The organism is Mesorhizobium sp. WSM4822 (genome assembly GCF_055811155.1).
This window is the reverse complement of record NZ_JBVVQM010000003.1, coordinates 386,068-408,258: the sequence shown is the minus strand read 5'-3', so window position 1 is coordinate 408,258 and position 22,191 is coordinate 386,068. Positions and strand designations below refer to the sequence as shown.

The following is a 22,191-nucleotide window of genomic DNA, read 5'->3' as shown; positions in this document are numbered from 1 at the left end:
CATCATGATCCTCAAAGACCGCATCGCCGTCGTGACCGGCGCCGGCTCCGGCATCGGGCGCGCCGGCGCCATGATCATGGGCAGGGAAGGCGCGGTGGTCGTCATCGCCGACAGGGATCAGGCCGCCGGCGAAGCAACGGCTTCGGACATAAGGGCAGTGGGCGGGCAGGCCGAGGCGATCGCCACTGACGTCGCGGACGATGGGGCGCTGGAAAAGCTCATTGCCGGCACGATCGAGAGGCACGGGCGCATCGACATCCTGCACAATCACGCCGGCATCCAGGTCGGCGGAACGCTGACCGAGGTCGAGGTCGGCGGCATGGACGCGTCATGGCGGGTCAATGTGCGGGCGCAGTTCCTGGCGGCCAGGATGGTCATGCCGTCGATGGTCGCACGAGGCGGTGGTGTCATCCTCAACACCGCCTCCAATTCGGGCGTGTTCTACGACCGCGAGATGATCGCTTACGCCACTTCCAAACACGCGGTAGTGGCAATGACGCGGCAGATGTCGCTCGACTATGCCCGGCACAATGTCCGCGTCAACGCGCTCTGCCCGGGCTGGGTCGACACGCCGTTCAACGAACCGTTCATCGCCCAGATGGGCGGACGCGAGGCGATCGAAACCTATGTCCGCACCAAGATTCCGATGGGACGCTGGGCCAGCGCCGATGAGATCGCGGAAGCGATCCTGTTCCTCGTCTCCGACCGCTCATCCTTCATGACCGGCCAGGCGCTGGTAATCGACGGCGGTGAAAGTATCGGCTGAGACTTGTGCTTTCTTTATCAATTGCCCTGTTTCAAAGCCTTTCCGATATACCACGTCACGACTTTCACCCATGCCGCTGGATTCCGGCAGGACTATAGTCCTGCCGGCATGGGACTTCAGTGCCATCGCCGTTCAAGAGCGCTGATTCGTGTTTAATATCAGATGGTTATGCTTCGGGCTGATCGGCAGATCGCGTATTGAGACAGCATTTGTCTAAAGTTTACTCTGTACAATTAGCGATTTCTCATAGGACGGTCGCTAGCGGTCGGGCCAGGTGACGATTCCCGAGGAGATTACCATGACAAACCGGAAAACTCTGTTCGCGGCGCTTGCCGCATTGGCGCTTCTGGCGTCTCCGGCGCTCGCCGGAGCCGGCGGCAACGGGCACGGCGGCGGCAATGGCGGTGGCAACGGCAACGGCGGGGGCAATGCCGGCGGTAACGGCGGCAATAGCAATGGCAAGAGCGGCGCTTCGCACGGCAAGTCTTCGTCGGCTCGGGGGCAGGTGGCAAAGGCCAAAACGGACGACACCACGGTCGACAAGACCACAAAGGTCTCGTCGGTTCCCAAGGAGAAGAACATCCACGCCAAGCTCGGTCGGCTGAACTCGCTTCAGCGCAACATCAACGCCTATATGAACTCGAAGAGCAAGAAGTTCGCTGCCATCCAGGCCTTCGTGACGCAGTCCGCCAAAGCCAAGGTTGCTCAGGCCGCCGCTGAAGCGGCCCAGGAGAAGCTGGATGCGCTGAATTCTCAGTTGACCGCGCTGACATCGCTGACGCCCGAGCAGATTGCGGCCATGACGCCCGAAGATCAGGCGGCCTTGCCTGGGAAGATAACGGATCTGGAGGCCGAAATCACTGCCCAGGAGGCAGAGGTCACCGCCGCCAATGAGGCGGCTGCCGCGGCAGAGGTCGGCACCGATGATGCATCGCTCGACGCGGCACTGGCGGATATGGCCAACAAGCCGGTCGACGCTGCGGTCACGTCCTGGGCTCAGGGCGTCCTTGCCGACAAGATCGACCAGACGGCCGCCGCGATGCAGGCGGAAACGACGCCGTAACGACTTGCCGTTGAATCGGCAGTAGCCAATCGAAGAAAGATGCCGCCGGGCCTTCGCCCGGCGGCATTGCTTTTTCCCGGTCATGGACTGGCTATCCCAGGATAGCCACCGAGCTGGCTATCCGGAGCTGGCGAGGTTCGAAACACTCAGACGTGCTTGCGGCCACCGGTCTCGCGGAACCAGCTGTCGGGGTACGGATACCACCATTCCTGGATTGCAGGCTTGTGGTCGATGATCACCATTTTGGAGCGGCGGAAGGCGTCGAGCCCCTGGCGTCCGAGCTCGCGGCCGAGGCCAGAGGCCTTCCAGCCGCCGAAGGGCAGGGCATCATTGTCGATCAGCGGGTTGTTGACCCAGACCATTCCGGCTTCGAGCCGTTCAGCCGCCTCGTGGGCTTCGGCCAGATCGGTGGTGAAGACAGAGGCGCCGAGCCCGAACGGGCTGTCATTGGCAAGCCGGATCGCCTCGTCGAAATCCCTGACCCGGCAGATGGCGGCGACCGGTCCAAAGCATTCTTCGCGCACGATTGCCATGTCCGGGGTGACGCCGGTCAGGATCGTCGGCTCGTAGAACCAGCCGGTGTTGTGTGCCGGAGGGATGCGTCCGCCGGTCACCGCCTTGGCGCCGTGGGCGATGGCATCGTCGACAAGACGCATGACTTTGGTCCGCGCGCTTTCGCTGACCAGCGGTCCGATCTCGGTCTTGTCCATGCCGTTGCCGATGCGCAGCGCCCGGGTCCTTTCGGCGAACAGCGCGACGAAGCGGTCATGAACGGCATCGACGACGAAGAAACGCTCGGCCGAAGTGCAGACCTGGCCGGTGAGGTGGAAGGCGGCGGTGACGCTTCCGGCCGCCGCGATCTCAAGCGGGGCATGCTCGCTTATGATCAGCGGATCGCTGCCGCCGGCCTCGATGACGCAAGGCTTCATGCGTTCGGCGCAGGCGACCGCCACCGCCTTGCCGGCGGCGACCGAGCCGGTGAAGGCGACGGCATGGGTGCGATCGGAGGCGATCAGCGCCTGCGCCGTGGCCGCTCCACCAGGCAGGCAGGAGACCAGCCCTTCCGGCAACGAGCGGAACACGGTCATGTAGTCCAGCGTCGACAGCGTCGTCGCCTCGGCCGGCTTGATGACGCAGGCATTGCCGGCGGCGAGCGATGCGGCGACCGTCCAGCACATCAGCAGGATCGGGAAGTTGTAGGGCATGATGTGGACGGATACGCCATAGGGCTCGTAGCGCGCATACTGGAACGAACCGGCCTGCGTCGTGCCGGCGATCTTGCCGGCATCGTCGCGCGCCATCTCGGCGTAGTAGCGGAAGATCGGCGCGCAGTTGGCGATCTCGCCGATCGCTTCGGGGTAGGGCTTGCCCATCTCGCGCACCATCAGCTCGGCGCAGCGGGTGAAGTTGGCCACCTCGATGGCGTTGGCGACGGCATGCAGGTGCTTGGCGCGGCTCTTGGCGTCGAGCTTTTTCCAGGCGGCCTGCGCCCTGGTCGCGGCGGTGAGCACGGCATCGATCTCGCTATCGCTGGCTGCAGCGATGGCGCCGACTGTTTCGATCGTCGCCGGATCGATCACCGGCTTTGCCGTGCCTGCCATCGGCCGGTAGTCCGGGTTGACGAAGAAGGTCGGCCGGTCAGGGGAGAAATCCATGGACATCCTCTCGGATCCGCTCAGCGGATCATGTAGACCTTCTTGATCGTCTCATGGACGGTGCAGACGCCTTTCCAGTCCTGCGGGAAGAAGGCTGCGGTGTCCGGTTCGATCTCGATGACCTCGCCGGATTCATGGACGTAGGTGCAGCGTCCTTCGAGGAAGTGGCAGAACTCGTCGCGGGTGACATGGCAGTGCCATTTCCCTGGTGTGCAGACCCAAAGCCCGCATTCGGAGCGGCCTTCCGGCCCCTTGTACAGCAGCTTGCCCGAGGTGTGGGATTGCCCCTCGATCATGGTCGGGATGACGCCCCAGTCGACGAGGTCGGTAATGGTGAGCGGGGATTTCATGATGGGTGTGGTCATGTCGATTTCCTTGAAAGGGTGCTCAGCGGCACATGAAGGCCTTGATCAGCGTTTGCGTGATGATGGAGGTGCCGGTCCAGCCGGCTGGGAAGAACACCAGCGTGCCGGCCTCGACCGGGATCTCTTCGCCGTCGTCATGGACATAGCTGCCGCGGCCTGAGAGGAAATGGCAGAACTCGTCGGCGTCAAACGTGACCTTGCGCGTGCCCGGCGTGCACGACCACAGGCCGCATTCGCTCGATCCGTCTGGGTTCCGGGACAGGACCCTGCCCGAGGCGCGCGGTGAACCGGCGAGCGTGTTGCTGCCCGCGCCCCAGTCCTCCAGTTCCACGGTCGAGGTCTTCGGCCAGTGCGGTGTCGGCATGTCGTCAAGCTCCGTGGTCAGGCCAGCATGTAGACGTTGCGCATGGTCTCATGCACGGTGCATTCACCCGTCCAGCCGGCCGGGAACATGACCACGGTGCCGGCCGAGACTTCTACCACTTCACCGACATCCGACCGGTAGGTCGCGCGGCCGGCGACGAAATGGCACAATTCATCGCGCGGGATGCTCAGGCGCCAGCGGCCTGGCGTGCACACCCAGATGCCGGATTCCGGCTGGTTGTTCGGGCCTTTGTGCACGAGTTTGCCGGTCGAGTGGGAGGCACCGTCCAACGCATCCGGCTGGGCGCCCCAGTCGACGAGATCGGCGCGGGTGGAGGCCTGGTGGAGGTGGGGAGCGGAGGAGGTCATAGCAGCGTCTCCAGCAACCCGGCTGCTTTCTCCGGCCCATTCTGCGCGCGCATCTGCGCCGATGTCTTCGCCAGCTTGGCTTTCATCGCCGGGTCGGTCAGGCAGGTTTCGATTTTGGCAATCAGCTCGGCATCGGTCCAGTCGTAGCGCGGCATGCCGAAGCCGTGGCCGGTTTCCTCTACGCGGGTGGCGTTGTCGTGGCCGTCCCAGACATAGGGCATGATGATCGCCGGCTTGCCGAAATAGAGGCACTCGGTGAAGGAGTTGTTGCCGCCATGGTGGATCACCGCATCGACCTGCGGGATAACCGAAGGCTGCGGGAACCAGCTCTCGACGATCACGTTGGCGGGCACGTCCGTGTACTGATCCTTGTAGCCGCCGACATTGACCAGCGCCCGGTAGCGCGTCTTGCCCAGCGTCGCGATGATGCGCTTCAACAGCTCGACATCGCCGGCGCCGAGGCTGCCGAAGGAGACATAGAGCAGCGGCCCGTCATTGTTTTTGGCGAATGTCGGCACCGTGTAGGGTTTCTCCTGCCGCACGCAGCCTTCCAGATACTGGAACTTTGCCGGGTCGAGCGGATGGCGGCGCTTGAACTTTGCCGCTTCGGGATAGAGCAGCAGGTTCAAATAGGGCGAGGCCTCGAAGAACTGGCCGATCGGATAAGGCGCCTCGTTGTTGGCGGCGAGGAAGGCGTTGAAGTCGTCATGGATCGGCTTGATCACCGCGTTGAAATGATCGCGGTAGCGCTGGTGACCGGCATGGTCGTTCTCGCCGCAGCCGGAGAGATGGGGCGGGATGTCCTCGTCGTCGATCTCGTTTTCCGAGCAGGAGATGACGCGCACCCAGGGTTTGCCGAACTGCTTGATGGCCGGAAACAGGATGACGTTGTCGACGCAGATCACATCCGGCTTGATGGCTGAGAGAACGCGCGGCAGATCCTTCTGCGCCCATTTGGCGCTGTCGACGATCGCCGTCCAGCAATCCTTGACGTAATTGTCGACCTGATCGTAAGGCGATTTGCGGAAGTTCGGGATGTGGCCGTTGATGAAATCCTCCCAGAATTTGGCCATCTGCTCGGGCGGCATCGGCTCCGACAGGTTCACCGGATGCGCCTCGAAACCGTAGCCCTTGTAGACATCGACAAAGCCGGGGTCGGACAGGAAAACGGCTTTGTGGCCGCGCGCCTCGACCGCCTGGGCGATGCCGACGGAATTGAGCGCCGGGCCGTAGGCCGCTTCTGGAAAAAACGCGATCGTCTTCTGCGCCATCAGGCTTCTCCTTTATTCTGCGAAAACTCTGACATCGGCGGCGTCCCAGCCGAGTTCGACCTGATCTCCCGACGCGACCGGCCGGCGGTCGGCGGCATCAGCGGTGACGCGCACCAGGAACGGCTTTGGCGACAGGGGGGTGCGGACATGCAGCTGCAGGTCGAGCCCCTGATAGGCCAGCGCCTCGACCGTGCCGGTGGTGCGGTTGGCGGTCTGAGCCTCCGGGAACAGCCGGATGCGCTCCGGCCGCACCGAAGCGACAGCGGATGCGCCGGGCGAGAGCGTTGCTGGAACCTTGCCGGATATTCGCGCGCCATTCGCGGCGACAACCCCATCGGCGGCGGCCTTGCCCGGCACGAAATTCATCACGCCGATGAAGTCGGCGACGAAACGGTCGGCCGGATGCTCATAGATCGCGTGCGGCGTGTCGCATTGCAGCAGCTTGCCGCCCTTGAGCACCGCCATGCGGTCGGCCATCACAAGCGATTCTTCCTGGTCGTGGGTGACGATGACGAAGGTGATGCCGACCTCATGCTGCAGGCGCTTCAATTCCAGCTGCATGGCGCCGCGCAGTTTCTTGTCGAGCGCGCCAAGCGGCTCGTCGAGCAGCAGCAGGCGCGGCCGCTTGACCAGCGCGCGGGCGAGCGCGACGCGCTGCTTCTGGCCGCCCGACAGTTGCTCCGGCTTGCGGTCGGCGAAGGGGACCAGCTCGGTTGTCGCCAGGATGGCGTCGACGCGGGAGCGGATTTCAGCCGCCGGCAAACGTTCCATCTCCAGGCCGTAGGAGACATTGGCGCGGACGCTCATATGAGGAAACAGTGCATAGGATTGGAACATCAGATTGACTGGCCGCTTGTTGGGCGGGGTTTTGGCAATGTCGCGGCCGTCGAGCAGGATGCGCCCGTCATTGGGCGTCTCGAAGCCTGCCAGCATGCGCAGCAGCGTGGTCTTGCCGCAGCCCGACGGGCCGAGCAGCGCGAAGAACTCATTCTCGCGGATGTCGAGCGAGATGCCGTCGACGGCGGTCACCCGGCCGAAATTCTTCGACACATGATCGATGGCCAGAAGCGTGCGGGGTTCGCTCATTGGCCTATGATCCCACGGTTGAGCCGCTGCGACAGGGTCAGCGCGGTGATCGAGACCGCCATGACGATGGTCGCCAGCGCGTTGATCTCCGGCGTGATGCCGAAGCGGATCATGGCGTAGATCTGCATCGGCAGCGTCGTCGAGGCGCGGCCGGCGCCGGCGGTGAAGAAGGCGATGATGAATTCGTCGACCGAGAGCGTGAAGGCGAGCAGCGCGCCGGCGATCACCGCCGGCGCGATGACCGGCAATGTCACCCGCCGGAAGGTGGTGAGCGCGGAGGCGCCGAGATCGGCCGAGGCCTCGACGATCGACCAGTCGAAACTCTTCAGCCGGGCACGCACCACCGAGCAGACAAAGGCGAGGTTGAAGACGACATGGGCGAGGATGATCGTGTGCAGGCCCATGGTCAGATTGAGCATCGAGAAGAACGACAGCAGCGCGATCGCCAGCACGATGTCGGGAATGATCATCGGCGCGAAGATCAGCGCTTCGAGGCCCTTGCCGTATTGCCGGCGCATCTCGATGCCGATCGCCAGCAGCGTGCCGAGCAGCGTGGCGATCGCGGTCGAGACCAGTGCCACGATCAGCGTGTTGAGCGCAGCGGACAGGATCGCCGAATTGCCGGCCAGCGAGGCATACCATTTCAGCGAAAAGCCCGACCATGCCGTCGGCAGCCCGCCTTCGTTGAAGGAAAGCGCGACCAGCACGACTATCGGGATGTAGAGGAAGGCGAAGACCAGGCTCAGCACGAGCCAGAGCGTGCGCCGCGTGGCGGGGGAGCGCTCAGCCATCGGTGTCTCCGCCGGCTTGCGCGGCGTGGCCCGAGGCGCGATTGGCGGCCAGCGCCTGCGCCATCAGCACCAGAAGCATGATGGCGATCAGCGCCATCGCGAGCGCGGCGCCGAATGGCCAGTCGTTGGCAGTCAGGAACTGGTCGTAGACGAGGTTGCCGATCATCTGGAAGCGGCCGCCGCCGAGCAGCGCGGGCGTGACGAAATTGCCGATCGATAGCACGAAGACAAACACTGCGCCGGCGGCAATGCCCGGCACGGTCAGCGGCAGGATGACACGGCGGAATGTGGTGGCGGCGGAGGCGCCGAGGTCACGCGAGGCTTCGGCGAGTTCCGGGTTGAGGCGCGACAGCGGCGCGTAGCAGGCGAGGATGACGAAGGGCAAATAGTTGTAGACGAGACCGGCAATAACCGCGCCTTCCGTATAGAGCATCGATGGTGGCTCGCCGGTGTAGCCGAACCAGCGCAACAACTGCGTGATCAGGCCTTCGCGGTTGAGCAGCACGATCCACGCATAGGTGCGGATGAGGTAATTGGACCAGAACGGCAGCACGGCGAAGAATAGGAACACCGGCTGCCACCGGCGCGGGGCGGCTGATATTGCATAGGCGGCGGCATAGCCGATCACCACCGCGATCAGGGTCGCAGTGCCGGCGATGCGCGCCGAATTGAGGAAAATGCCGGCATAGAGCGGGTCGAAGACCAGGCCGAAATTCTCCAGCGTGAAGGTGTATTCGATGCCGCCATAGATGCCGCGCCGGAAGAAGGCGAGCGCCAGCACCAATGCGCACGGCACCACCATCAAGGCCGCGAGCCAGGCCAGTGCCGGGGCCATCAGCAGGGAGGAGCGGGAGGGGGTGTATTTCACGGAGGAGTGCCCCCCTCTGCCCTGCCAGTCTCTTCAAGGGCATGGAAATGATGTTCGGGCAGTTGCCCCCTCACCCGGATTGCCAGCCGAATTGCGAAGGGCAATTCGGGACAATCCGACCTCTCCCCGAGGGGAGAGGAGGTCGCCAGCGCCGGCACTTTGCTCTTCTCCCCAGCGGGGAGAAGGTGGCCGCGCAGCGGCCGGATGAGGGGGCGCTGCGCTGAAGATTGGCGACAGGCCACAACCCAGCCAATCTCCCCCCTTGAGGGGGAGATGGCCGGCAGGCCAGAGGGGGGCGCGAAGGAACGCAAGCTTGATTCCAGCTACCGAAGTGGCGCGCCGCCTACTGCGCCGCCTTGATCTCGCTGACGATCTTCGAATAGTCGCGCTGGGCGTCGCCGACGTCACGCAACTGCTCGAACTTGACGAGATCGGCCACCGGCATCGCCATGTTGGGGAATTTGGCCAGGAAATCGGCCGGAAGACTTTCCATCGCCGGCTTGTTCGGCACCTTGTAGTCGATGTTCTGCGCCGCCCAGGCGTGGTTCTTGGCGTCGAGCATGAAGTTGATGAACTGGAAGGCGGCGTCCTTGTTGGCGGAGGCCTTCATCACCACCATCGTGTCGACCCAGAGGTCCGAGCCTTCCTTGGGGATGACGTATTTGATCTCGGGCTTTTCGGCGATGCCGTAATTGCACCAGCCGTCCCATGCCTGCACCATCAGCGCCTCGCCGGACACCAGCTTGGAATAGAAGGTGGTGTCGTCATAGGCGAGCAGGGTCTTCTTGGCCGAGATCAGCAGATCCTTGACCTCGGCCATCTTGGCCGGGTCGGTTTCGTTGACCGAATAGCCCTTGTCGAGCTGGCCGGCAGCCAGCAGCCAGCGGTCGGTCGCCAGCATGGTGGTCTTGCCCTTCAATTCGTCGGATGGCGCGAGCAGGTCGCTCCAGCTGGTGGGCGCAACCTTCATCAGGTCCGAACGGTAGCAGAGGCCGGTCGTGCCCCAGGTGTAGGGCACCGAGAATGCATTGCCGGCATCGTGCGGCAGCTTGGTTGCCTCGGGATAGAGATTGGTGAGGTTCGGGATCTTGGCGTGGTCGATCGGCTCGGTCAGGCCGAGCTTGTTCAACACCTCGGCGAAGGGCGAAGAAACGAAGACCACGTCATAGCCCTTGCCGCCGGCGGCGATGAGCTTGCCCATGATCTCTTCATTGGTGGCGTGCACCACCACTTCGCCCGACACGCCGGTGGCGGTCTTGAAGGCGGCCATGGCGTCAGGCGCCATGTAGCCGTCCCAGTTGGAAATGACGAGGTCGGCAGCCGTCGCCGGCGCGGACAGCGCCAAGGCCAGGCCAAGTGCGATCGAAGATGTTTTCAGCGCACGGCGCCGCAGGCTGGTAGCGGTCATGACAGACTCCCATTCCGGTTGATCGTCGAATTGCATTCGCCGGACCAACGCTTGCGACCCTTGCCGCTGCCTCGATCCCGTTCCCTCGGTCTTTTTCTCGCCGATTGCCCTGACAGTACTATTGCAGAAAAAAGTACGTCAATCCATAATTTGCTAAGCGATCGTGGAATCTGGCCGATTGCGTCCGTGCGGGCGATCGGTCAGATCGATGCGGTCATCCCGTTTTCCACCGGACCAGCCATGCAAGCCGCAGCCCGACGACCTCGTACCAACCATCTCGATCTGGCGCAGCGCATCCTGGATGTGGCGCGGCAGCGCGGTTTTGAGCCCGGCGCACGCTTGCCGGAGCAGCAGATCGCCTCGCTGTGCAATGTCTCACGCACGCCGGTGCGGGCGGCACTCGGCCTGCTCGCGGAGCGGGGCGTCGTGCGCTGGGAGGCAGATTCCGGTTATCACCTGGCCATCGACCTCACCGCGCAGGCTTCAGTCGCCACGGAACTGCCCGCCGCCGAGGAGGACGAGTTGGCCGAGGCGATCCTGCGCGACCGGTCGGCGCGTCGGCTGGACCAGACGGTGACCGTCGCGGGGCTGATACGGCGCTACAGTGCCGAGCGCAAGACGGTACTAAAAGCACTCAACAAACTGACCGAAGAGAATTTGTTGGACCGAGCGCCTGGCCAGTCCTGGCTGTTTCGGCGCACGCCCGACGATCCAGAGGCGCAAGGCGACAGCTATGAGTTCCGCTTGCTGCTGGAACCCGCGGCTATCCTGACGCCGGGCTTCCGGCTGGACGGCGCGCGGGCGGCGACGTTGCGCCAGGCTATGGAAGCGCTGGTGGCGCTGCCGGACGCCGCATTCGACACACGCGAGTTCCAGCGGCTGGACATCGATTTTCACGGCATGCTCGCCGAGGGCTGCGCCAACCGCTTCATCGCCGACGCGCTGGCCGATCACCTCAGGCTGCGCCGGCTGCCGGGCATCTATACCGGCGTCAACGTCTTCCGCTTGCGGCAATCGCTGCGCGAACACCTTGTTATACTCGACCATCTTGAAAGCCTGCAGTATGAGGTGGCGGCCGATCTGCTTCGCATCCACCTGCGGCTTTCCCGCAACCAGCGACCGCAAGCGGCCAGTCGCGGGGCGCCCGCCCTGTTCGGCATGATCAGCCGGCCGGAATGACGAGGAATAATTGACGCGTAAAGCCAGCCCGACCATCGCGCTGTTTCCCGAAGCCAGTTTCGGCGCGGCGTTGAATTGCGTCGGCATCGCGCAGGCATTGCGTGCCAAGGGAGCCCGGCCCGTCTTCATTTGCCATGCCGGCTTTTCCGGCGTCTTTGCCGACTATGGTTTCCAGGAATACCAGCTGCCGACCGACGAGCCGCTGAGCGACAGCGAACGCCAGAGCTATTGGCAGGCCTTCGTGCGCCGGCACCTGCCGCATTTCCGGCTGAGCCCGATCGACCAGCTGGAAACCTATGTCGCGCCGACCTGGCAGGCCATCGTCGACACTGCGGTCAATGCCGAGGCGCCGCTGCGCCAATTGCTGGCGCGGCTGAAGCCGGACGCGGTGGTGCTCGACAATGTCATCATGTTCCCGGCGATATCAGCCGCCGGCTGTCCCTGGGTGCGTGTCGTCTCCTGCGCCGAGACCGAGCTGCCGGACACCAATGTGCCGCCCTACCTGTCGGGGCTTGGTGCGGATGACCCGCAACGCGCGGCGTTCGAGGCCAGGTATCTGGCGGCTTGCGCGCCCGCACATGATCGCTTCAACCGTTTCCGGATGGATGCCGGCCTGGCGCCGCTGCCGAAGGGCCTGTTCCTCGAAGCGTCGCCCGACCTCAATTTGCTGCTGACCCCGACGATCGTGCGCCGCGAGCGCGCCGAGCCGCTCGACCCCACGCGCTTCGTCTATCTCGAAGGCTGCGTGCGCTCGGAAGGGCCGTTCGAAGTGCCGGTGTTTCCGCGCAACAAGGGGCCGCTAGTCTATGTCAGCTTCGGCAGCCTCGGCGCCATGGATGTCGGCCTGATCGAGCGCATGCTGGTCGTCTTCGACAGGCTGCCGGCGCGCTTTATTGTCAATGCCGGAGGCCTGCGCGACGCCTACCGTGCGGTGCCGGACAATGTCTATCTCGACGCCTGGTTTCCGCAGCCCTCGGTGGTGGCGAAGTCAGACCTGTTCATCCATCACGGCGGCAACAACAGTTTTTGCGAAGCGCTGCGCTTCGGCGTGCCGTCACTGATCATGCCCTATTGCTGGGACGGACACGACAATGCGCGCCGCGCCGGAGAAACCGGCGTCGGTGACCATATCGGCCGCGACGCCTGGACCGAAGGAGTGTTGGAGAGAGCCATTCTCGGCCTGCTGGCCGACGATGCCATGCGCGCCCGCCTCAAGGACAATGCAGCCCAAATGGCGCTGAAACCTGGAACGGATGTGGCCGCCCAAGCCATACTCTCTTTGACACGGACATGAACGAAATGCCTGACAACAACACGAATATCTCGCTATCCAGCGGCAACGACGCCAAGGCCTGGCTGGCCCGGCACGGGATCAACGAAGTCGAGTGCCTGGTGCCCGACATGAACGGCGTCCTGCGCGGCAAGGCCTTGCCGACGGCCAAATTCCTCCAGGCGCTGGAAGATCGCGCGCTCTATCTGCCGAGCAGCGCTTTCCTGGTCAGCATCGACGGCCGCTACTCCGGCTCGATCGACGAGGGTTTTGCCTATTCGGATCCGGACATGCGCATGGTGCCCGACGTCTCGACGCTCTGCCTGGCGCCCGGCGCCGCTCCCGGCAAGGCCTATGTCTTCGCCGATGCCTTCCATATGGACGACCGGCCCTGGATGGCCTCGCCGCGCCATGTGCTGCGCGCCGTGCTCGACCTCTACGCCAGGCGCGGCTGGCGGGCGGTGGTGGCGCCGGAGCTCGAATTCTATCTGACCGCACCCAATCCCGATCCGGACCAGCCGCTGACCGCTCCGATCGGCGCCAATGGCCGTGCCGAGGGTGTGCAGCATCCCTATGACATGGCCGCACTCGAGGAGTTCGAGCCGGTGATCCGCCGCGTCTATGACTATGCGGCGGCGGCCGGCCTGCCGCTCGACACGCTGATCCATGAATCGGGTACGGCGCAGCTTGAGATCAACTTCCTGCATGGCGATGCGCTGCCGCTGGCCGACAAGGTGCTGCTGTTCAAGCGGCTGACGCGCCAGGCCGCGCAGCAAAGCGGAATGCACGCCACCTTCATGGCCAAGCCGATCGCTGCACAGGCCGGAAGCTCGATGCATCTGCACATGTCGGTCATCGACGAGGCCGGCAGGACTTTGTTTGCCGGCAGCGACGATGCCGACAGCGAGATGTTCGGCCATTTCATCGGCGGCCTGCAGAAATATGTCCCGGAAATCATGCCGCTGTTTGCGCCCAACGTGAACTCGTTCCGCCGCATAAGGCCGAACCACAGCGCGCCGGCCAACATCGAATGGTCGCATGACAACCGTTCCTGCGGCCTGCGCGTGCCGGCCGGGGGCCGCGCGGCGCGGCGGGTGGAGAACCGGCTTCCGGGTGCGGATTCCAATCCTTACCTGGCGATCGCCGGCTCGCTGCTTGCCGGCTATCTTGGCGTCGAACAGAAACTGGCGCGCTCGGCCGAAGCGTCGGGCAATGCCTACAAGATCAAGAGCACGCTGCCGAAAACGATGGAGGAGGCGCTCGACCGTTTCGAGGCTTGCGGCCCGGTGCGAGAGTTGCTCGGCGAGGATTTCTTCCAGACCTATCTGCGCGTCAAGAGCGTGGAGCTCGATCTGTTCCAGGGCGTGGTGACGAGCTGGGAACGCGACCACCTTCTGCTGAAGGTGTGATCATGGCTTCCAGTTCAACGGGTTTCAATTCGGGCCTCGACATCGCCAAATCCTATTATGTCGCCACCGCCAAACCGGCGCCGGACCATCCGGCGCTTGTCGGCGATGTCGAAGCCGACCTGGTGGTCGTCGGTGGCGGCTGCACCGGCCTGTCAGCCGCCCTTCACGCCGCCGAGCGCGGGTTGAAGGTGGTGCTGCTCGAAGGCGGCAAGATCGGCTGGGGCGCGTCGGGCCGCAATGGCGGCCAGATGATCCCCGGCCTGCGCAAGGGCGCCAAGGGCCTGGTCAAACTCTACGGGCCGGAGCGGGCAAAGGTGCTGTTCGATCTTGCCTTCGAGGCACGCGGGCTGGTGCTCGATATCATTGAGCGCCACGCCATCGATTGCGATCTCAGGCTGACCGGCCATCTGGTCGGCGCGGTCAACGGCTCCGACCTCAGGGATCTCGAGGAAGAGGCCGAGTGTCTGGCCACGGTGATGAAATTTCCGCATGCCGAGATCCTGTCGGCGGCGGAAGCCCGCGCCAAGGTCGACACGTCATATCATGGCGCGATGTACGAGCCGCTCGGCGGCCACATGCATCCGCTGAACTACACGCTCGGCCTTGCCCGTGCGGCAGTTGCGGCCGGCGTCATCATCCACGAGAATTCGGTGGCGGTGAAACTGGAGCGCGAGCCTTCGATCCGGGTCTCGACGGCAAAGGGATCGGTTCGGGCCAGACATGTCGTGCTGGCGGGGGACGCGCTGCTCAATGGGCTGGAGCCGCGCGTCAACAGCCGCATCATGCCGGTCGGCAACTATATCGTCGCCACCGAGCCGCTGGAGGGCAAGCGCTATGTCATCCCGGCCAATGTCGCGGTGTCCGACACCCGCTTCGTCGTCAACTACTACCGCATGTCGGCGGATGGACGCCTGCTGTTCGGCGGCGGCGAGCGTTACACGCCGTCACCGCCGGCCGATATCGCCGGCTTCGTGCGGCCGCACATGGAAGCCACCTTTCCGCAGCTCAAGGGCTGCCGCATCGATCACGCCTGGGGTGGGCTGGTGTCGGTGACGACATCACGGCTGCCGCACGTCGGGCACTATGGCGAGGTGTATTTCGCGCATGGCTATTCCGGCAAGGGCGTCATCCTGTCGACGCTGTCGGGCAAGCTGCTGGCCGAAGCGATCACGGGTGATGCCTCGCGGCTGGATTTGTTCTCGACGCTGAGCCCGATGCCGTTCCCCGGCGGCACGGCGTTGCGTGGGCCGCTCTATGTGCTGGGCATGCTGTGGTACGCGATGCGGGATCGTATCAAGCATTGATCAGAGGCAATTGTCGTTAGCACTGCCCCTCACCTGCCTGCCGGCATCCTCTCCCCGTCAACGGGGCGAGGGACGCTGTTGTCGCCGGTATCGCCAATGTTGCAGGAAAGGCGATGGCGTTGCGCCAGCTACTTTCTCCCCGTCACTATACGGGGAGAAATGCCCGGCAGGGCAATGAGGGGCGGCGCTGGCGTTTGAAGAGGTTTCGGGCGATTGATTAGACGACAAAAAAATCCTCGATGCGCTGCCTGGCCTCAACCAGCACCGGCAGTATCTCCCGCTCCATCTCCGCCACCGAAAAACGCGCCGACTGAGTCGAGACGTTGATGGCCGCGACCGTGCGCTCCGCGCGGTCGCGGATCGGCACCGCGATCGAGCGCAGGCCGAGCTCCAGTTCCTCGTCGACGATGGCAAAGCCGTCCGCTTTCGCCTTGCCGATGGCGCCGGCCAGCAGCCTGATATCGGTGATCGTCTTCGGTGTCCGTCTCTCGATGGTCGCCTGACCGAGGAATGCGTCCAATTCCCCTGATGTCAGGCCGGCAAGCAGGATGCGTCCCATCGAGGTGCAGTAGGCCGGCAGCCTGGTGCCGACGTCGAGCGACACGCTGAGGATGCGGCGGCCGGGAATGCGGGCGACATAGACGACATCCTCACCCGACAGGATGGCCGCCGAGCAGGCCTCGTTCAGTTGTGCTGCCACAGAGCGCATGATGGGCGCGGCGAAGGCCCATAGCGAGGCGCCGCCGAGCCAGGTGCGGGCAACCGTCAGCAGGCGCGGCGACAGCGAGAACACGCGGCCGGCCTGTGTTGCATAGCCGGTGGCGGTGAGTGTCAGCAGGAAGCGGCGGGCGCCGGCGCGGGTGAGGCCCGCTTCCTCCGCCATTTCTGTCAGCGTCGTGCCCGAGGGATGGCGGGCCAGGATCTCCATGACGGCGAGGCCGCGCTCGAGCGAGCCGACATGATCACGGGAAACAGCCGCTTCGTCCATCTTGTCTCCGCGGAACGGCATCGGCGTCAGGATTGACTCCTCGCCCTCGCTCAGCGTAGAAAGTATCGCATACAAAACATATGTTCGCAATACGAACTCTCTGAAAACCCGGAGCCGATGCGATGGTCAAGTTCCTGCCGCTCAAACAGGCCGTGGCCGAGAATTTGAAAGATGGCGACTCCGTCGCCTTCGAGGGCTTCACCCATCTGATCCCGACGGCGGCGGCGCATGAGGCGATCCGCCAGGGTTTTCGCGACCTGACCCTGATCCGCATGACGCCGGACCTGATCTACGACCAGATGATCGGCATGGGCATGGCGAAGAAAATCGTCTTCTCCTATGTCGGCAATCCCGGCGTCGGCCTGCTGCGGCGCGCCCGCGATGCCATCGAGAACGGCTTTCCGCGCTCACTCGAAATCGAGGAGCACAGCCATGCCGGCATGGCCAATGCCTATGAAGCGGGTGCTGCCGGCCTGCCCTGCGCGGTGTTTCGCGGCTATCGCGGTGCTGGCCTCGCGGCGGTCAACCCGAACATCAAGTCGGTGACCTGTCCGTTCACCGGCGAGGTGCTGGCCGCTGTCCCTTCGATCCGGCCTGACGTCACCTTCATCCATGCCCAGAAGGCCGACAGGAAAGGCAATGTGCTGGTCGAGGGCATCATAGGCATTCAGAAGGAAGCGGTGCTGGCGGCCAAACGCGCTGTGGTGACCGTCGAGGAAGTCGTCGACAATTTCGACGATCTGCACCCCAATCTGACCGTGCTGCCGCGCTGGACGATCGCGGCGATATCGGTCGTGCCCGGCGGCTCGCATCCGTCCTACGCGCACGGCTACTATGCGCGCGACAATGCGGCCTATCTCGAATGGGACGAGATCGCCGCCGACCGCGAGAAATTCCAGGCGTGGATGCAGGCCTACGTGATCGAGAAGAGCGCCGACGATTTCGCGGCCCGGGTCGAGCATTTGAGGAAAGCGGCATGAGCGACAATCCGGGATTCACCCCCAACGAGATGATGACCATCGCCGCCAGCCGCGCGCTGCGCAACGACGATGTCTGCTTCGTCGGCATCGGCGCGCCATCGGCCGCCTGCAATGTGGCGCGGCTGACGCATGCGCCTGACATCACCCTGATTTACGAGAGCGGCACGATCGGCACCGCGCCTGACGTGCTGCCGCTGTCGATCGGCGACGGCGAATTGTGCGAGACCGCTATCACCACCGTCGCGGTGCCGGAGATGTTCCGCTACTGGCTTCAGGGCGGCCGCATCTCGATCGGCTTCCTTGGTGCGGCGCAGCTCGACAAGTTCGGCAACATCAACACCACCATCATCGGCGACTATTTCCATCCCAAGACCAGGCTGCCCGGCGGCGGCGGCGCGCCGGAGATCGCGACGTCGTCGAAGGAGATCTACATCACCATGGCGCAGACCAAGCGCGGCATGGTCGAGAAGATCGACTTCTTCACCTCTTTCGGCCATGGCGAGGGTGGCGACCATCGCAAGCGGCTTGGTATAGACACCGCCGGCCCGACGCTGCTGATCACCGATCTTGCCATCTGGAAGCCGGACCCGGTGAGCAAGGAATTCACCGTCGTGTCGCTGCATCCTGGCGTCACCCGCCAGCAGGTGCAGGAGAGCTGTGGCTGGGTGGTTAAGTTCGCCGAGGCGCTTGACGAAACGCCGCCGCCAAGCGAACTCGAACTCAAGACATTGCGCGACCTGCAGGCCCGCACCAAGGCGGCGCATGAGGGAACCGGAAAAGCAAAGGCTGCATGACATGGCCGAGGCCTATATCTGCGACTACATCCGCACACCGATCGGCCGCTTCGGCGGTTCGCTGTCTTCGGTACGATCAGACGATCTTGGCGCGATACCGCTGAGGGCATTGGTCGAGCGTAATCCCGGCATCGACTGGCAGGCTATCGACGACGTCGTCTATGGCTGTGCCAACCAGGCCGGCGAGGACAACCGCAACGTGGCGCGCATGGCGCTGCTGCTGGCAGGTCTGCCGAAAGAGATTCCCGGCTCGACGGTCAATCGCCTTTGCGGCTCCGGCATGGATGCGCTGACCATCGCAGCCAGAGCCATCAAGGCCGGCGAGGCGGAGCTGATGGTCGCGGGAGGCGTCGAATCGATGAGCCGGGCGCCCTTCGTCATGCCCAAGGCCGACACGGCGTTCTCGCGCAATGCCGAGATTTACGACACCACCATCGGCTGGCGCTTCGTCAACCCGCTGATGAAGAAGCAGTACGGTGTCGATTCGATGCCGGAGACCGGCGAGAACGTAGCGGAGGAGTTCGCCATCTCTCGTGCTGACCAAGACGCCTTTGCCGTACACAGCCAGGAGAAGGCGGTCGCGGCCCAAGCCAATGGAAGGCTGGCGAAGGAGATCACCTCAGTGACCATCCCGCAGCGCAAGGGCGATGCGATCATTGTCAGCAAGGATGAACACCCCCGCGCTGGCTCAACGGTCGAGGCGCTGGCCAAGCTGCCGACGCCGTTCCGCCAGGGCGGCACAGTCACGGCCGGCAATGCCTCCGGCGTCAATGACGGGGCGGCGGCGCTGATCGTCGCTTCCGAGGCGGCGGTGAAGACATATGGCCTGACCCCGATCGCCCGCATTCTCGGCGGGGCCGCCGTAGGTGTGGCGCCGCGCATCATGGGCATCGGCCCGGCGCCGGCGACGCAAAAACTCTGCGCGCGGCTTGGGCTGACCCCGCAACAGTTCGATGTCATCGAGCTCAACGAAGCCTTTGCCTCGCAAGGCATAGCCGTGCTGCGCCAGCTTGGCATTGCCGAGGATGCGGAACACGTCAACCCGAATGGCGGCGCCATCGCGCTTGGCCATCCCCTGGGCATGTCGGGTGCCCGCATCTCCGGCACGGCGGCGCTGGAGCTGCGCGAGCGTGGTGGCCGCTATGCGCTGGCAACCATGTGCATCGGCGTCGGCCAGGGCATCGCGATCGCGCTCGAACGGGTTTGATCGGCGGCCCTTGCCTGACCGGCTAAGATCAAGAATCCGGTGCGCGGTTCAAATTTGACCACGTGGACAAAAGTCTGGCGTCGTTCCATACTTCCCCGTCTGACATTTTCACGAACAGCCGGCTCGACACGGCTGTCGAACAGAGGGGAATGCAATGGAAAACCGGAACAATAAATCGCAGATAAAACGCGAAGGGCTTTCGCGACGCAATGTGCTGGAGCTGGGCGCGCTTGGCTTGGCGGCAACGATGCTGCCGGGCGCAGCCTTCGCGGCGGACAAGAAGCTCAAGGTGGCGGCGATCTTCGCCACGCCGATCGAGGAGCCGTGGGACAATCAGATCCATGTCGCCTTGCAGAGGGCCGAGAAGGAACTCGGCATCGAATACAAATGGTCCGAGAAGGTGCAGACCGCCGATTTCAGCCGCGTCATGCGCGAATATGCGCAAGGCGGCTATGAGCTGGTGCTGGGCGATGCCTTCGCCGCCGAGCGTGAATCGCGCCGCACCGCCAAGCAATTCCCGAAGACCGCCTGGCTGTTCGGCTCCGGTGCCGGGCCGGCGGAACCCAATTTCGGCGTCTTCGACAACTGGATCCACGAGCCGGCCTATCTCTCCGGGCTGATCGCCGGCAAGATGTCGAAGTCGGGCACGATCGGCGCCGTCGCGGCGATGGGCATTCCGGAAGTCAACCGGCTGGTCAACGCCTTCTTCGCCGGCGCCAGGGAGGTCAACCCGAACATCAAGAAGAAGGTCGCCTTCATCGGCTCGTTCTTCGATCCGCCCAAGGCCAAGGAAGCGGCGGTCGCGCAGATCGACGCCGGTGTCGACGTCATCTATGCCGAGCGCTTCGGCGTCATCGAAGCCGCGGTCGACAAGAAGATCCTTGCCATCTCCAACATGTCCGACCAGTCGAGCCTCGGCCCCGACACGGTCATCACCGGCCCGGTCTGGGACATGTATCCGACGGTCGAGCAGGCGATCAAGCTGGTCAGGGCCGGCGTCTTCACCGCGCAGGACTATGGCGATTTCTCGCGCATGGCCAAGGGCGGCTCGCATCTGGCGCCCTACCACAAGTTCGACAAGACGCTGCCAGCCGACGTCAAGGAGCTGGTCGAGAAGAAGAAGGCCGAGATTCTGGAAGGCAATTTCCGGGTGGATGTGGACGAGAATACGCCGGTTTCGGATTGACGCTCTGGCTTTTGGGGGTTGGTGCTAGGCGCCCCCCCTCTGTCCTGCCGGACATCTCCCCCTCAAGGGGGGAGATTGGCGGCTTTGTCGGCGGCACTCCTGCTTCGGCGTAGAAAATTTGCGAAAGCCGAAATGACATCCGATCTCCCCCCTTGAGGGGGAGATGGCCGGCAGGCCAGAGGGGGGTGCAGCGCATCCCTCTCAATCAAAGCTGAACCGCAAAGCCAACTCCGATCAGGAGCATCCTTGCCCTTGCCCGCCCCCCTCATCGAAATGCGCGGCATCACCAAACACTTCGGCGCCGTCAAGGCGAACGAGGCCGTTGATCTCAGCGTCGCGCCAGGCGAAATCCTGGGGTTGCTGGGCGAGAACGGCGCCGGCAAGACGACGCTGATGAATGTGCTGTTCGGCGCCTATGCGCCCGATGCCGGCGAGATACTCATTCAGGGCAAGCCGGTCAGGATCACCAGTTCGGCCGATGCGCTGGCCGCCGGCATCGGCATGGTGCACCAGCATTTTCACCTCGCGCCGCGGCTGACTGTGCTGGAAAACCTTTTGATCGGCATTCCCGGCAAGACAGGACGGATCGACCGCGCCGGCGGGCTGGCGCGGCTGGCCGAGATCGGCCGCCAGCATGGGCTGATGCTTGACCCGAACCTGCCGGTCTCGGCGCTGTCGGTCGGCGAGCAGCAGCGGCTCGAAATCGTCAAGGCTCTGTTTCGTGGCGCCAGGCTGCTGATCCTCGACGAGCCGACAGCGGTGCTGGCGCCAAGCGAGGTCGACGGGCTGTTTTCGGCGTTACGTTCTATGGCGGCGCAAGGTCTCGGCATCATCTTCATCTCGCACAAGCTCAATGAGGTGCGGGCGCTGACGCATCGCTGCACGGTGCTGCGGCATGGCCGCGTTGCCGGCCGCGTCGATGACCCGGCCAACACGACGTCGTCCGCAATGGCGCAACTGATGTGCGGCCATGAGATCGTGCCGCCGGCGCGGGGACCATCGGCGCCGGGTGCTGCGGTGCTGACACTCGACGGCATTTCCACCTCGCATCATTCCGGCACGCCGCTGCGCGACGTATCGCTTGCCGTCCGTGCCGGCGAAATCCTCGGCATTGCCGGGGTGTCGGGCAATGGCCAGCGGGCGCTGGCGGAGGTGATCTCCGGCGTGCGGGCGCCCGATGCCGGACGGATGACGATTGCCGGCCAAAAGGTCTCGCGGTTTTCGCCGCGCGAGGTGCAGGCGCTCGGGCTCGGACGTATCCCGGAAGACCGCATGACCACAGGGCTGGTGACCAATCTGCCACTCGCCGATTCGATGGTGCTGCCTCGCATCGGCACCGCGGCGTTCAGCAGCAAGGGCCTGCTCAAGCCGGATGCGATCCGCGCCTTTGCCGAGGCGCAGATCAAGGCCTATGATATCAGGTGCCCTGGGCCGATGACCCGGGCCGGCGCATTGTCCGGCGGCAATCTGCAGAAGGCATTGTTGGCACGCGAGCTTGCCTTCGATCCGAAAGTGCTTGTTGTCTCGCAGCCGACGCGCGGGCTTGACATCGGTGCCGCCCGCTTCATCCATGAAAAGTTTCTCGACATGCGGGCCAAGGGCTGCGGCATCATCGTCATTGGCGAGGATCTCGAAGAGCTGCTGGTGCTCTGCGACCGCATCGCGGTGATGTATGAAGGCCGCATCGTCGGCACGCTCGACAGCGCCGATGCGACGATCGCGCGGCTCGGCCTGATGATGACCGGGGCGGAGGGAAGAGCCTAGATGGACCTTCCGGCGGCGCTGACCCCCACCCCTAACCCCTCCCCACAAGGGGGAGGGGGATGCTGCCGCGCGCCGCTCACACAGCTTCCAAGCCCGGACTTCTGC

At 64.3% G+C, this 22,191-nt stretch carries 21 protein-coding genes; 11 read left to right on the top strand and 10 right to left on the bottom strand.

What is annotated here, in order from left to right; genetic code table 11:
* Window positions 1-4: 4 nt before the first annotated feature.
* Together AC0L3E_RS10000 and AC0L3E_RS09995 are read left to right on the top strand one after the other, a co-directional pair.
* The gene (locus AC0L3E_RS10000) at window positions 5-766 is read left to right on the top strand and encodes an SDR family NAD(P)-dependent oxidoreductase (RefSeq protein WP_127321335.1); all 762 of its coding nucleotides are present in this window, start codon (window positions 5-7) and stop codon (window positions 764-766) included.
* Window positions 767-1,064: 298 nt separating this feature from the next.
* Complete coding sequence (locus AC0L3E_RS09995) at window positions 1,065-1,829, top strand: hypothetical protein (protein WP_128308501.1); 765 nt, start codon at window positions 1,065-1,067, stop codon at window positions 1,827-1,829.
* Between the two features lie 146 nt (window positions 1,830-1,975).
* Here the strand turns inward: AC0L3E_RS09995 and AC0L3E_RS09990 are convergent, their stop codons facing one another.
* The 9 genes from AC0L3E_RS09990 to AC0L3E_RS09950 all read right to left on the bottom strand — a co-directional run bounded on the left by AC0L3E_RS09990 (window position 1,976) and on the right by AC0L3E_RS09950 (window position 10,005).
* Window positions 1,976-3,484, bottom strand: coding sequence for an aldehyde dehydrogenase family protein (locus AC0L3E_RS09990; RefSeq protein ID WP_473604694.1), 1,509 nt, complete (start codon window positions 3,482-3,484; stop codon window positions 1,976-1,978).
* Between the two features lie 20 nt (window positions 3,485-3,504).
* Complete coding sequence (locus AC0L3E_RS09985; RefSeq protein WP_013528939.1) at window positions 3,505-3,849, bottom strand: cupin domain-containing protein; 345 nt, start codon at window positions 3,847-3,849, stop codon at window positions 3,505-3,507.
* A 22-nt stretch (window positions 3,850-3,871) separates the two neighbouring features.
* Entirely contained in the window at window positions 3,872-4,213 is a 342-nt protein-coding gene (locus AC0L3E_RS09980; protein ID WP_128308499.1) for a cupin domain-containing protein, read from the bottom strand.
* A 17-nt stretch (window positions 4,214-4,230) separates the two neighbouring features.
* The gene (locus tag AC0L3E_RS09975) at window positions 4,231-4,581 is read right to left on the bottom strand and encodes a cupin domain-containing protein (RefSeq protein WP_128308498.1); all 351 of its coding nucleotides are present in this window, start codon (window positions 4,579-4,581) and stop codon (window positions 4,231-4,233) included.
* Entirely contained in the window at window positions 4,578-5,852 is a 1,275-nt protein-coding gene (locus tag AC0L3E_RS09970) for a glycosyltransferase (RefSeq protein ID WP_128308497.1), read from the bottom strand. The genes AC0L3E_RS09975 and AC0L3E_RS09970 overlap by 4 nt, the downstream gene beginning before the upstream one ends.
* A gap of 12 nt (window positions 5,853-5,864) precedes the next feature.
* Window positions 5,865-6,938: an ABC transporter ATP-binding protein gene (locus AC0L3E_RS09965; RefSeq protein WP_128308496.1), complete on the bottom strand. Its 1,074-nt coding sequence runs from the start codon at window positions 6,936-6,938 to the stop codon at window positions 5,865-5,867.
* The gene (locus AC0L3E_RS09960; protein ID WP_127396479.1) at window positions 6,935-7,729 is read right to left on the bottom strand and encodes an ABC transporter permease; all 795 of its coding nucleotides are present in this window, start codon (window positions 7,727-7,729) and stop codon (window positions 6,935-6,937) included. Before AC0L3E_RS09960 ends, AC0L3E_RS09965 begins: the two co-directional genes overlap by 4 nt.
* Window positions 7,722-8,564: an ABC transporter permease gene (locus AC0L3E_RS09955; RefSeq protein ID WP_128308505.1), complete on the bottom strand. Its 843-nt coding sequence runs from the start codon at window positions 8,562-8,564 to the stop codon at window positions 7,722-7,724. The genes AC0L3E_RS09960 and AC0L3E_RS09955 overlap by 8 nt, the downstream gene beginning before the upstream one ends.
* A gap of 376 nt (window positions 8,565-8,940) precedes the next feature.
* Window positions 8,941-10,005: a polyamine ABC transporter substrate-binding protein gene (locus tag AC0L3E_RS09950; RefSeq protein WP_127266967.1), complete on the bottom strand. Its 1,065-nt coding sequence runs from the start codon at window positions 10,003-10,005 to the stop codon at window positions 8,941-8,943.
* A gap of 18 nt (window positions 10,006-10,023) precedes the next feature.
* On the opposite strand from AC0L3E_RS09950, the gene AC0L3E_RS09945 reads away from it, so the two are divergent.
* The 4 genes from AC0L3E_RS09945 to AC0L3E_RS09930 are packed head-to-tail and all read left to right on the top strand — an operon-like array spanning window position 10,024 to window position 15,167.
* Entirely contained in the window at window positions 10,024-11,184 is a 1,161-nt protein-coding gene (locus AC0L3E_RS09945; RefSeq protein WP_245469894.1) for a GntR family transcriptional regulator, read from the top strand.
* Between the two features lie 10 nt (window positions 11,185-11,194).
* Complete coding sequence (locus AC0L3E_RS09940; RefSeq protein ID WP_128308790.1) at window positions 11,195-12,478, top strand: nucleotide disphospho-sugar-binding domain-containing protein; 1,284 nt, start codon at window positions 11,195-11,197, stop codon at window positions 12,476-12,478.
* Window positions 12,479-12,483: 5 nt separating this feature from the next.
* On the top strand, window positions 12,484-13,863 hold the full coding sequence (locus AC0L3E_RS09935; RefSeq protein WP_128308794.1) for a glutamine synthetase family protein: 1,380 nt from the start codon (window positions 12,484-12,486) through the stop codon (window positions 13,861-13,863).
* 2 nt (window positions 13,864-13,865) lie between these two features.
* Window positions 13,866-15,167 carry an NAD(P)/FAD-dependent oxidoreductase gene (locus tag AC0L3E_RS09930; RefSeq protein WP_128308791.1) on the top strand — a complete coding sequence of 434 codons (1,302 nt, stop codon included), beginning with the start codon at window positions 13,866-13,868 and terminating at the stop codon, window positions 15,165-15,167.
* Between the two features lie 217 nt (window positions 15,168-15,384).
* Here AC0L3E_RS09930 and AC0L3E_RS09925 read toward each other — a convergent pair whose 3' ends face one another.
* Entirely contained in the window at window positions 15,385-16,155 is a 771-nt protein-coding gene (locus AC0L3E_RS09925) for an IclR family transcriptional regulator domain-containing protein (protein ID WP_473604693.1), read from the bottom strand.
* Between the two features lie 122 nt (window positions 16,156-16,277).
* Between AC0L3E_RS09925 and AC0L3E_RS09920 the strand changes: the two genes are divergently transcribed.
* From AC0L3E_RS09920 to AC0L3E_RS09900, 5 genes are all read left to right on the top strand, one after another.
* Entirely contained in the window at window positions 16,278-17,135 is an 858-nt protein-coding gene (locus AC0L3E_RS09920) for a CoA transferase subunit A (RefSeq protein ID WP_292679956.1), read from the top strand.
* Window positions 17,132-17,929 (top strand): CoA-transferase subunit beta, encoded by a 798-nt coding sequence (locus AC0L3E_RS09915; RefSeq protein WP_473604692.1) that lies wholly within the window; start codon window positions 17,132-17,134, stop codon window positions 17,927-17,929. Before AC0L3E_RS09920 ends, AC0L3E_RS09915 begins: the two co-directional genes overlap by 4 nt.
* Before the next feature lies 1 nt (window position 17,930).
* The gene (gene pcaF / locus AC0L3E_RS09910) at window positions 17,931-19,136 is read left to right on the top strand and encodes a 3-oxoadipyl-CoA thiolase (protein WP_128308795.1); all 1,206 of its coding nucleotides are present in this window, start codon (window positions 17,931-17,933) and stop codon (window positions 19,134-19,136) included.
* 154 nt (window positions 19,137-19,290) lie between these two features.
* Window positions 19,291-20,322, top strand: a complete 1,032-nt coding sequence (locus AC0L3E_RS09905) for a BMP family protein (protein ID WP_473604691.1) — start codon at window positions 19,291-19,293, stop codon at window positions 20,320-20,322.
* A 252-nt stretch (window positions 20,323-20,574) separates the two neighbouring features.
* Window positions 20,575-22,086, top strand: coding sequence for an ABC transporter ATP-binding protein (locus AC0L3E_RS09900; RefSeq protein WP_473604690.1), 1,512 nt, complete (start codon window positions 20,575-20,577; stop codon window positions 22,084-22,086).
* Window positions 22,087-22,191: the final 105 nt, after the last annotated feature.